Source organism: Methylobacterium sp. DB0501, from assembly GCF_011043735.1.
GTDB lineage: Bacteria > Pseudomonadota > Alphaproteobacteria > Rhizobiales > Beijerinckiaceae > Methylobacterium > Methylobacterium alsaeris.
This window is the reverse complement of record NZ_JAAKGV010000003.1, coordinates 228,063-238,771: the sequence shown is the minus strand read 5'-3', so window position 1 is coordinate 238,771 and position 10,709 is coordinate 228,063. Positions and strand designations below refer to the sequence as shown.

Here is a 10,709-nt window from a genome sequence, read left to right as displayed (position 1 = left end):
GGCAGGATGTGCCGACCTAAGCCGTAACGTCCGTCTCCCGCGAGCCCGATCGAGCATGACAGCACCGGCCGCCGCCTCTCCCGACAGCACGCCCCGAGGCGCGGAGCCGTTCTGGTCGGCCCTGTTCACCGACCGGCGGATCGCACCGGCCCTCGGGCTCGGCTTCACCTCCGGCATTCCGTTCCTGCTCGTCTACGGGACGCAGGCCGCGTGGCTGTCGGATAGCGGCATCTCGATCGCCACGATCGGGCTGCTCAGCGAGATGACGCTGGCCTACAAGTTCAAGTTCCTGTGGGCCCCGTTCCTCGACCGGACCGACCCGCCGCTGCTCGGGGCCCTGCTCGGCCGGCGGCGCGGCTGGATCGTCGCGGCGCAACTCGGCGTCATGCTGATGCTCGCCGGGATCGCCTTCGGGGATCCTGCGCACTGGCTCGCCTGGACGATCGCGTTCTCGGTGGCCTTGGGCTTTGCCGGCGCGACGCTCGACCTCGTCATCGACGGCTGGCGCATCACGAGCGTGCGGCCGCCCGAGAAGCAGGCCGTCCTGTCGTCCTGGACCGAGATCGGCTGGCGGATCGGCAACCTCGCGGCGGGGGCGGGCGCGCTGCTCCTCGCCGACCGGATCGGCTGGCGCGGCGCCTACCTCGCCATGGGGGCCCTGATGCTGGTCGGCATGGCGGCGGCCGTCCTCGCGCCCGAGCCGCCCTCCGACCAAGTGCCGCACGCGCCGCGCGCCGGCCTCCTCGACACGATCTGGGCGCCGATCGCCGACCTCCTGCGCCGCCTCGGCCCGATGGCACCGGCGATCCTGCTGCTCGTGGCGGGCTTTCGCATGCCGGGCTACATCGCGACCGCCATGGCGGTGCCGCTGTTCAAGCACCAGGGTTTCTCCAACACCGACATCGCCACCGTCACCAAGCTGTTCGGCTTCTGGATCGGGCTCGGCGGCACCTTCCTCGCCGGTTCCCTGATCCCGCGGATCGGCATGCTGACGAGCCTCCTCATCGGCACGGTCGCCGCCTCGGCCTCGCATCTGAGCCTCGCCTACCTGGCGGCGCATGGCGGCGACGGCGGCCGGGCCTTCTGGACCTTCGCGGTCACCGTCGGCATCGACGGCTTCGCCTATGCCTTCGCGTCGGTGGTGCTCATCACCTACATGTCGACGCTCGCTTCGACCAAGCACGCGGCGAGCCAGTTCGGGCTCCTGACCTCGCTCTGCGCCTTCCCGGGCAGCGTACTGGCGGGCTTCTCCGGCTTCATCGTCGAGCGGACGGGGTTCCCCTGGTTCTTCGTCCTGACCTCGCTCATCGGCGTGCCGGTGGCGCTGCTCGCCGTGTACGTCTGGGCCAAGGTCGGGATCTCCGACGAGGCTGCGCCCAGGACCTGACCCGTCGCACGCCTCGCGTTGGGCTTGTGCGCCCTGCTTGACACCCGCCCCCATACTCCCCACTCTCCCTGGCTCCCAGGGGAGCCTCGCGAGGAGGCTGAGATTCCGCCGGCCCGGACCCGTCCGGGCGCCGCGGTGACCCTATGAACCTGATCCGGGTCATGCCGGCGTAGGGATGCGGGACCGGCGCGGCCGCGGGGCCGATCGAGCCGTCTTTTCACGCATGATCTCCGCCAGCATGGCCGTCGCCCGGGATGGGCGCGAGGTGGCCGTGATGTCGCAAGCGGAGATCGTCGAGGCCCTCCTCGACTTCATCGGACGGCCGGGCGCGACTGAGGCGGAGTTCGGGGCGCTGGCCTTGCGGCTCTTCGCCTATCAGTTCGCGCAGAACGCGCCCTATCGCCGCTTCGCGCAACAGCGCGGACGCACGCCTCTCACCGTGAGGCGCTGGCGCGACATCCCGGCGGTGCCGATCAAGGCGTTCAAGGACCTGACCCTGAGCTGCTGCCCGCCGGACGAGGCCGAGAGGGTGTTCATGACGAGCGGCACGACCGGCAGCGGGCGCGGCCGCAGCTATCACCCGACGCTCGCGGTTTACGACGCCTCGATGCTCGCGGGCTTCTCCGCCCGCATCATGCGCGGGCGCGCGAAAATCCGGATGGGCATCCTGTTCCCGGACGAGGCGGCGCTGCCGAACTCCTCCCTCGCCCATTACTTGCGCTTGGCGAAGGACAGATTCGGCACGACGGACAGCGCGGTCTTCGTCGGCCCGGCCGGCCTCGATCTCGATGCGCTGCTCGCCGCCCTCGGGCAGGCCGAGGCCGCGGGCGAGCCTTACGCGCTGCTGGGTGCCACCTACGCCTTCGTGCCGGTGATGGACGCGCTCAAGGAACAGGGCCGCCGCTTCGCCCTGCCGCCGGGGAGCTTTCTGTTCGATACCGGCGGCTTCAAGGGCCAGTCCCGGGAGATCGAGCCGGACGCATTCTACGACGGGCTCTCGGAAGCCTTCGGGGTCCCGCGCGAATCCTGCCTCAACATGTACGGCATGACCGAGCTGAGCACCCAGTTCTACGACGACGGCAACGCAATCTGTCCGCCGGTGAAGTCCGGCCCGCACTGGATCCGCAGCCGCGTCGTCGATCCGCTGACCGGGGCGGATCTGCCGGAGGGCGAGACCGGCGTTCTGGTCCATCATGACCTCGCCCATTTCAACTCGGTCTCGGCGATCCTCACCGAGGATGCCGGGGTGATCGTGCCCGGCGGCTTCCGGCTGCTCGGCCGGGTCGAGGGCTCGGCCTCGCGCGGCTGCTCGGTGGCGGTGGCCGAGTTCCTGGCCGCCGCGCAGGGATGACGATCGTCGAGCAGGCCGGCCATCTGCCGGGAGGCTTCTCCGAGGCGGTCGGCCGGCGCACCGTCGAGCACCGCGCCTGGGGCGAGACCGTCGCGGTGGCGCTGCCGGAGCTGCGCGAGGATCAGGCGAAGGCCCTGTGCCTGCATGTCCGCACCCGCGCCCGCGAGAGCTTACGGCGGATGGAGACCGCCCGCATCGTCGCCGCCATCGACCGGGCGAGCGCCTGCCTGCTCGACCGCACGCATCCCCTGCGGAGCAAGGCCGAGGCCCTGCTGCCGGTCGTCACCGGCTACGACCGCGAGACGGTGCGGCTCGGCCTCACGAGCTATCTGAAGACCTTCCGGACGCCGCAGCTGCTGCGCTTCCTGGCGGAGGACTTCTCCAACCCGGGCGTGCTCGACGGTTTCCAGCCGGCGGTGAAGGGCGGGCTCGTGCGGGCGCGGGGGCCCGACCTGCTGCTCCATGTCTGGGCCGGCAACGTCCCGGCCCTGCCGCTGTGGAGCCTCGTCGCCGGCCTGCTCGTCAAGGCCGGCACGGTCGGCAAGCTCGCCTCGGCCGAACCCCTGACCGCCGGCTGGTTCGCGCAAGCGATCGCCGAGGCCGATCCCGAGCTCGGCGAGTGCCTGGCGGTCACCTGGTGGAAGGGCGGCGAGGGCGCGGTCGAGGCGGCATTCCTGGGCCGGGCCGATTGCGTCATGGCCTATGGCGGCAACGACACCCTGGCGGCGCTCCGCGCCAAGGTGCCGGTGACGACCCGCTTCCTGCCGCACGGCCACCGCATCGGCTTCGCGATGGCCGGCCGCGAGGCGCTCGACAGCCGCCGCGCCGGACACGTCGCACGGCTCGCGGCCCACGACGTGGTGCGCTACGAGCAGCAGGGCTGCTACGCGCCGCAGATGCTGTTCGTCGAGCGCGGCGGCACGGTCGGGCCGGACGAGTTCGCCCGCCACCTCGCCCATGAACTCGCCGCCTTCGCGAGCCGCCACCCGCGCCGGCGGCTCGATGCGGGCGAATCCGCCGCCATCGCCGCCTGGCGCAGCGCCCACGAGATGCGCGCCCTGGACGGCGGCGCGACGCTCCTGGGCGACCCGGCCGACCCGTGGAGCGTCGTCCTCATCGAGGCCGCCGTCCCGTTGAGCCTGTCCGGCCTCAACCGCAGCGTCGCGGTGGTGGCGGTCGACGACCTCGCCGAGGTGCCGGCCCTGGTCGCGCCCCACCGCGCCTATCTCCAGACCGCCGGGATCGCCGCCGCCCCGGCGCGGCTCCTCGCCCTCGCCGACGACCTCGCCGGCGTCGGCGTCACCCGGATCACCGCCATCGGCCGCATGACCGCGCCGGAGGCGGGCTGGCACCATGACGGCCGCTTCAGCCTGCTGGACCTCGTCACCGTGACGGAGATCGAGGGCAGCGCCGAGGCCGCGGCGGAAGGCTTCGCGCCCTATGCCGACTGACGCCTTCCTGACCCTCGCGGGCCTGCGCTACCGCTTTCCCGGCGATGCGGCCGAGACCGTGGCCGGCGTCGACTGGGCGATCCCCCGCGGGGCGATCCACTGCCTGCTCGGCCGCAGCGGCTGCGGCAAGACGACGTTGCTCAAGCTCGCCGCCGGCCTGCTGGCGCCGGACGACGGGGCCGTGCGCCTCGACGGCGCGGCGCTCGGCGGCCCGTCCCCGCGGGTCGGATTCGTGTTCCAGGCCCCGACCCTGCTCGGCTGGCTCTCCGCCCTCGACAACGTGCTGCTGCCGGTCTCGCTCAAGCGCCGCCCCCGCGCCGACGACCGGGACGCCGCCCGCGATCTCCTCGCGGCCATGGGCCTCGGCGCCCTCGCGCAGCGCCGGCCCGGCGCCCTGTCGGGCGGGCAGCAGAGCCGGGTCGCGCTGGCCCGCGCGCTCGTCGGGCGCCCGGACCTGCTCCTCCTCGACGAGCCCTTCGCCGCCCTCGACGCCCTGACCCGCGAGGAGTTGCAGGACGACCTCCTGCGGCTGTGCGCCTCGCGGGGGAGCACGGCCCTGTTCGTCACCCACGACATCGCGGAAGCCGTGTATCTCGGCGACCGGGTCGGGGTGATGGCGGAGGGCCGCCTGATCCACGAGGGCGCGGTTCCGCTGCCGCGACCACGCCCTGGGGGCATCCGCTACGAACCCGCCTTCGGGGCCGTCTGCCGGCATCTGCGCGGGATCATGGATTCCTCCGCGATCGGGCGGGCGGCGTGAGGACGCGCCTCGCCTCGGCCCTTCTGCTCGCCGGCCTCCTCGCCGCCTGGGAGGCGTGGTGCCGTTCGGGCGCCGTCTCGCCCCTCGTCCTGCCGGCTCCCTCCGCCGTCGCCGAGACGCTGTGGGGCGAGATCGCCTCGGGCCGGCTCTGGCCGCATCTGCGGGTCACGGTGACCGAGATGGCTCTGGGGCTGCTCGCCGGAACGGGCCTCGGCCTCGGTGCCGGCATCCTCCTCGCCGAGTGGCCGGCCCTCCACCGGATCCTGCGCCCCTACGTGCTGGCGAGCCAGCTGGTGCCGAAGCTGGCGCTCGGCCCCCTGCTGATCCTGTGGTTCGGCTTCGGCCTGACGCCGACGGTCGTCATCACCGCGCTGATCTGCTTCTTCCCGCTCTTCGAGAACACCCTGACCGGGCTGACCCAGGTCGATCCGGGCCAGCGCGAGCTGTTCCGGATGCTCGGGGCCGGCCGCGTCCGGACCCTGCTGCGCCTGAAGCTGCCCTCGTCCCTGCCGGTGATCCTGGCGGGGTTCCGGGTCGCCATCGTGCTCGCCCTCGTCGGCGCGGTGGTGGGCGAGTTCGTCGGCGGGCGCCAGGGCCTCGGCGCCTCGATCATCGCCGCCCAGAGCGTGATGGATTCGAGCCTGATCGTGGCTTTGTTCGTGGTGATCACCGCCCTCGGCATGGCCGTCTACGAGGCCGCGCGGGGGATCGAGGCCCTGATCCTGAGACGCTACGCGAGAGGTTGAACCGGAAATGCCCCCCTTACGCCTCCTCCTCGTCCTGGCGCTGGCCTGGCTCGGGTCCCCGGCCCTGGCGCAGCCCCTGGACCGGTTCACCGTCGCCGGCTGGAGCCAGCCGATCAGCGAGATCACCAACCTGCTCGCCGAGCCCGATCACGGCCTGTTCAAGGCCCGCGGCATCGCGCTGGACTACGTGCCGGGCAACGGCGGCGGCTCGGCGATCCAGGCGCTCCTCGCCGGCCAGGCCGACATCGCCTTCACCGATCCGGCCTCGCTCTACCTCGCCCTCGACAAGGGGGCGGATCTCGTCGCGATCTACAACATCTACCCGCAGAACGTGTTCAACGTCGTGGCGCCGAAGGCCCGCGGGATCCGCACGGCCGCCGACCTGAGGGGTAAGCGCGTCGGCGTCTACAGCCTGGCGAGCGGCACCCGCCAGCACCTGCTGCTGCTGCTGGCTGCGGCCGGGCTGAAGGAGAGCGACGTGACAGTCGAGGTCACCGGCCTCCTCAACTTCGCGCCGCTGATCCAGGGTCAGGTCGACGCGACGGCGGCCACCGATACCGGGCTCCTCGTCGGCCGCGCCAAGGGGCTCGGCGAGGTCGACGTGATCGAGGTGCGCGACCACCTCAACCTGCCGAGCGACATCTTCGTGGTGACGCGGGCCGCCTACGAGGCGAAGAAGCCGCTGCTGACGCGCTTCCTCGCCGCCTACCGCGACTCCGCCGCCTGGATGATCGCCAAGCCCGACGAGGCGGCGCGGCTCGCCGTCACCCGGGCGATCAACGGCCGCGACGAGGCGATCAACCGCGAGGTCATCGCCTTGCGCAACCGGTCGAGCGTGTCGCCGACGACCGAGCGCGAGGGCCTCGGCCACTTCGATCCCGCGATCCTGCAGCAGGGCGCCGATACGTTTCGCCAGCTCGGCCTGATCGGCCGCAGCCTCGACATGGGCCGGGTGGTGAAGAGCGACTTGATCCCCGCCAGGGAGGACGCGCGGTGAGGTTCCGCGACCGTGCGGTCCTGGTCACCGGGGCGAGCCGCGGCATCGGCGCGGCGATCGCCGCAGCCTTCGCGGCCGAGGGCGGCCTCGTCGTCGTCAATTACCGCGAGAGCCACGCCGCCGCCGAGGCGGTGGCCGAGAGATGCCGGGCGCTCGGCGGCCAGGCGCTGACGGTCGCGGCCGACGTGACCGACGCCGGTGCGGTGGCGGGGCTGGCGGACCGCATCGCCGAGGAGGTCGGCCGCCTCGACGCGGTGGTCAACAACGCCTTCGCGCCCTACCGCTTCGATCCCGACAACCGCCCGCGCTTCCGCGACGTGCCGTGGGAGGCCTATCAGCGCCAGTTCGACGGCGCGGTGCGGGCCGCCTACACCGTGGTTCAGGCGATGCTGCCGCTCCTGACCCGGCGCAGCGGCGGGAGCATCGTCAACCTCGCGAGCGACCTCGTCGCCCGGCCGAGCATCCCCTACCACGACTACACCACCGCCAAGGCGGCGCTGATCGGCTTCAGCCGCAACCTCGCGGCCGAGCTCGGCCCGGTCGGGGTTCGGGTGAACTGCGTCGCGCCGGGGCTGGTCACGCCCACGGAGGCGAGCCGGGACACGCCCGAGGAGGTGCGGGAGGCCCTGATCGCCCAGACGCCGCTGCGCCGCCTCGCGACGCCGCAGGACGTGGCCGGCCCGGTGCTGTTCCTCGCCGGCGAGGACAGCCGGTTCGTCACCGGGCAGGTCCTGCATGTGGATGGCGGGCTGGTGATGGGGTGAGCACAGCGCACGACCTTATCAGGTGCGGCACCAGCGGGCTCACGACCCGTCGCAAGCCGACCCCTTTCCCGGACGACTGAAACGAAGTGGAAGGAGATCCGGGACAGGGAGCGGCTTTGCGAGAACCCGTCAGCCTGCGAGGTCCGGCTAAGACCGCAGTGTTGTTCATTATGAGGGTCCAGTGGAATCGGCGCGTCGCAGCGCCGATCGCTCCGGCCCTCACGCCGCCTCCCGCCCGCCGATCCCCGCCCGCTTCAGCGTCCCGGCCAGCAGCTCCACCTGCGCGGCGATGCGCCCGAACACCGCCGAATCCGCGCCCTCGGGCTTCGGCGGCAGCCGGTCGCCCGCGGCGGTCGCAGTGAGCGCCACGTTCAGCCACTCGCGCCAGGCCCGCCATGTCGCCGCATCCGCCGGCTCGGGCTCGTGGCGCAGGATCGCGAGGCGTCCGGCCATGCGGCGCAGCGTGGCGTCGGCGACCATCGCGGCCTCGATGCGCGAGCGGCCGCGGCGGCGCGGCTCCTGGAGGGCGCGGGAGAGCGCGGCCTCCAGGTTGTTGCTGGCAAGGCCGGCCGCCCGGGCGGCGGCCTCGGCGGCGGAGGCCGGACCGTCGCCGAGGCGTTCCGCCACCACGGCTTCGGCGTAGCGGGCATGGGCCTGGAGCGCGGTGCGCAGCGCGTCGCGCACGCGGCCGGGCTCCCAGAGCGGCCAGAGCAGCAGGCCCGCGAGCACCGCCACCGCGCCGCCCAGCACCGTGAACAGCGCCCGCATCCCGACGATCTCCCAGGACGAATGCCCGGGTTCGACCAGTTCCACCAGCACGACGACGAGCGGCGTCAGGCAGGCGATGAAGGTGCCGTAGCTGACGCCGCGCGCGGCGAAGCCGACGACGCTGAGCGGCACCATCATGGCGGCGAGGATCGCCGGCGAGGTGGCGTAGAAGGCCAGCACCGCCCCGATCACCCCGCCGAGCACCGTGCCGCCGATGCGCTCCAGCGCCCGCTGCCAGGTGGCGGCGTAGAAGGGCTGCATCGTCAGCACCACCGTGATGGTGAGCCAGTGGGTGAAGGGGCCGGGCCACCAGAAGGTCACGGCGAGCGCCGGCAGCGCCACCACGGTCGCCCGCACGGCGTGGCGCAGGTTGGCCGAGGACCAGGTCAGGTTGGCGCGCAAGGGCTGCAGCACGGTCTCGCGCCAGGGCGGGGCCGGCGCGCCGGCAAGCCCCCCGCCGCCGGCGAGGTCCTCCGGCCCCGACAGCTTGGCGCCGATCCGCACCCGGTCGAGGATGCGCTCGGCCATCCGGCGCAAGGCCGGATCGGCGTCGGATGCGGGCTTCGCCCGGGCGAGCGCCCGCTCGACGCGCGTCAGGTCCACCGGGCGGTCGCGGCGGATTGCCCGCGACAGGATCTTGAGGACCGGCGGCAGCAGGCGCAGGAGCCGCGCGGCTTGCGCCTGCTGCACCGGGGTCGCCCGCTCCAGGTAGTCCGACAGGGCGATCATCACCCCGAACAGCTGCTCGGCCGCCTCGAGCCGAATCAGCGCCCGGGCGTTGCGCTCCGACAGCCGGGCGCGGCTGCGGGCCAGATCCAGCACCAGGGTGCGGGCGGCCTCGATGGCGTCGCGCACCGCCCGGCGGTGGCCCCGGGCATGGGCCTCCCAGACGGCAGGATCGGTGACTTGGTCCGTGCCTCGGCGCTCGGCCGAGAGCCGGTGCAGGTCGCGGGCGAGGCGCGACAGCCCGCGCCACACGCCCCCGATCGCCGCATGCGCCGGCCGGTAGGGGTGGAGGCGCCACACCACCAGGGTCAGGAAGGCGGCCCAGAGCCCCCCGGCCCAGAACATCGCGGCGACGACGGCGCCCTGCTCGACGCTCAGGGCCCGGTCGAGGGCGAGGCAGAGCACCACCACCAGCACGTTGCCGACGGTCTGGGCCGGCACGCCCCAGATCCGCGCGAAGGTGCAGCCGAAGATGACGACGAGTGCCACCGGCAGGACCAGGGCCGGGCCGTAGCCCTCCATGACGCCGAAGGCGCCCCAGAACACCCCGCCGAGGCCCGCGAAGGCGAGGAGCGCCCGCAGGCGCGGCCGGATCGGCCCGCCGATGTCGCAGAAGCAGGTGAGGTTGGCGGCGAGCGCCATGGTGAGGAGCGGCGGCCAGTGCAGCCACGATTCGAGCAGGATGATGCTGGCGAAGGCGACCGCCGCCCGCAGGCCCTCGGCGATGCTGATGCCGGTGAGGTCCGGCGCCACCGGCAGCCGGGCGAGGTCGGGGCCCGGCTCGCGCAGGGTGCCGCGGCGGATCGTGAGCTTCATCGGGCGGGAGGGGTCACGGGGGCGCTCGGGTCCTTGAGGCACCACGAGCTTGGCAAGCCCCGTGCCCCCGAGCCGTTATAGGACGCCGATCAGTCCCGTGTACCGCTCGAAGCCCGAGGCCGCGCCGGACAGACCGGCCGGCAATCGACCGGCGTCGCGGCGCGGCGGCAGAGACAGACCTCCTGCTCCGGATGCGCCTCGATCCGGAAGCCGGAGGCCCGCAGCATCGCCTCGGTGCCGGCGCGGTCGGGCGCCCACCAGTTGGTCGGGTCGCCGGCGTAGTTCCGCTCGATGACGTGCAGCTTCGGGTCGCGCGGATCGTCGAAATGCGCGGTCTCGAAGAAATCGCAATCGGCCGCGATCGGCGCCACGCGCGTCGCGCCCCGCTGCATCGACTGGAACACCATCAGGTCGCCGGCGACGTGGGCGTGGATCAGGTCGAGGGCGAGCAGCGGATGGCGCAGGTGGGAGAGCATGCTCTCGTTGCTGATGGCGGATCCTTCAGGAACGCTCGCTCGTTCAGGCTCTCGATCTTGGCGCCCCAGTCGCCGACGACCAGCACGCTCACCGAGGCCGGGCCGGCCTCGAAGCGCTGCAACGCCTCCGCGCCGAGCCCGAGGGTGTGGGCGTGGGCGCGCCTCGCCGCCGGGCGGCCGGGTGACGTGGCGGGCCCGGTTCCAGCCCGCCCAGACGGGATCGCCGTCCAGGGCGTCGCGAAGTCCTGCCCGGCCCAGGCGCCGAAATCGATCTCGTTCAGGGCCGGCAGGATCGGGACCGGCAGCCCCATCCTGGCCGCCACCGGCCCGGCGGTCTCCTGCGCCCACTCCTCGCGCCCGAGCGTCACTCCGGGCATCCGCCGGCACAGCACGCGGCCGAGCCGGTCATGGGCGGCGTGCCGCACCAGGAGGAAGGTCGTGGTCATGCGCCCCTCGTCATGCCCCCT

The 10,709-nt window shown here is 73.1% G+C and carries 9 protein-coding genes, 1 pseudogene and 1 riboswitch; of the genes and pseudogenes, 7 read left to right on the top strand and 3 right to left on the bottom strand.

Annotated features, from left to right (window positions below; genetic code table 11):
- The first annotated feature begins 55 nt into the window (after window positions 1-55).
- From G4G93_RS06775 to G4G93_RS06745, 7 genes are all read left to right on the top strand, one after another.
- Window positions 56-1,387 carry an AmpG family muropeptide MFS transporter gene (locus tag G4G93_RS06775; RefSeq protein WP_165082489.1) on the top strand — a complete coding sequence of 444 codons (1,332 nt, stop codon included), beginning with the start codon at window positions 56-58 and terminating at the stop codon, window positions 1,385-1,387.
- Between the two features lie 75 nt (window positions 1,388-1,462).
- Window positions 1,463-1,565, top strand: a riboswitch (TPP riboswitch).
- 45 nt (window positions 1,566-1,610) lie between these two features.
- Window positions 1,611-2,738, top strand: a complete 1,128-nt coding sequence (locus G4G93_RS06770) for a hypothetical protein (protein ID WP_206289577.1) — start codon at window positions 1,611-1,613, stop codon at window positions 2,736-2,738.
- Window positions 2,735-4,189 (top strand): acyl-CoA reductase, encoded by a 1,455-nt coding sequence (locus tag G4G93_RS06765; RefSeq protein ID WP_165082487.1) that lies wholly within the window; start codon window positions 2,735-2,737, stop codon window positions 4,187-4,189. Before G4G93_RS06770 ends, G4G93_RS06765 begins: the two co-directional genes overlap by 4 nt.
- Window positions 4,179-4,949, top strand: a complete 771-nt coding sequence (locus tag G4G93_RS06760; RefSeq protein ID WP_165082485.1) for an ABC transporter ATP-binding protein — start codon at window positions 4,179-4,181, stop codon at window positions 4,947-4,949. The genes G4G93_RS06765 and G4G93_RS06760 overlap by 11 nt, the downstream gene beginning before the upstream one ends.
- Window positions 4,946-5,695 carry an ABC transporter permease gene (locus tag G4G93_RS06755; protein WP_165082483.1) on the top strand — a complete coding sequence of 250 codons (750 nt, stop codon included), beginning with the start codon at window positions 4,946-4,948 and terminating at the stop codon, window positions 5,693-5,695. The genes G4G93_RS06760 and G4G93_RS06755 overlap by 4 nt, the downstream gene beginning before the upstream one ends.
- Window positions 5,696-5,702: 7 nt before the next feature.
- On the top strand, window positions 5,703-6,692 hold the full coding sequence (locus G4G93_RS06750; RefSeq protein ID WP_165082481.1) for an ABC transporter substrate-binding protein: 990 nt from the start codon (window positions 5,703-5,705) through the stop codon (window positions 6,690-6,692).
- Window positions 6,689-7,456 carry an SDR family oxidoreductase gene (locus G4G93_RS06745; RefSeq protein WP_165082478.1) on the top strand — a complete coding sequence of 256 codons (768 nt, stop codon included), beginning with the start codon at window positions 6,689-6,691 and terminating at the stop codon, window positions 7,454-7,456. The genes G4G93_RS06750 and G4G93_RS06745 overlap by 4 nt, the downstream gene beginning before the upstream one ends.
- 219 nt (window positions 7,457-7,675) lie before the next feature.
- Here G4G93_RS06745 and G4G93_RS06740 read toward each other — a convergent pair whose 3' ends face one another.
- The 3 genes and pseudogenes from G4G93_RS06740 to G4G93_RS06730 form a co-directional block, all read right to left on the bottom strand.
- The gene (locus tag G4G93_RS06740; RefSeq protein WP_165082476.1) at window positions 7,676-9,766 is read right to left on the bottom strand and encodes an FUSC family protein; all 2,091 of its coding nucleotides are present in this window, start codon (window positions 9,764-9,766) and stop codon (window positions 7,676-7,678) included.
- Between the two features lie 89 nt (window positions 9,767-9,855).
- A pseudogene (locus tag G4G93_RS06735) lies at window positions 9,856-10,242 on the bottom strand (TIGR04290 family methyltransferase); the annotation flags it as partial.
- Entirely contained in the window at window positions 10,200-10,619 is a 420-nt protein-coding gene (locus G4G93_RS06730) for a histidine phosphatase family protein (protein ID WP_395413720.1), read from the bottom strand. The pseudogene G4G93_RS06735 and the gene G4G93_RS06730, both read right to left, overlap by 43 nt.
- Between the last annotated feature and the right edge of the window lie 90 nt (window positions 10,620-10,709).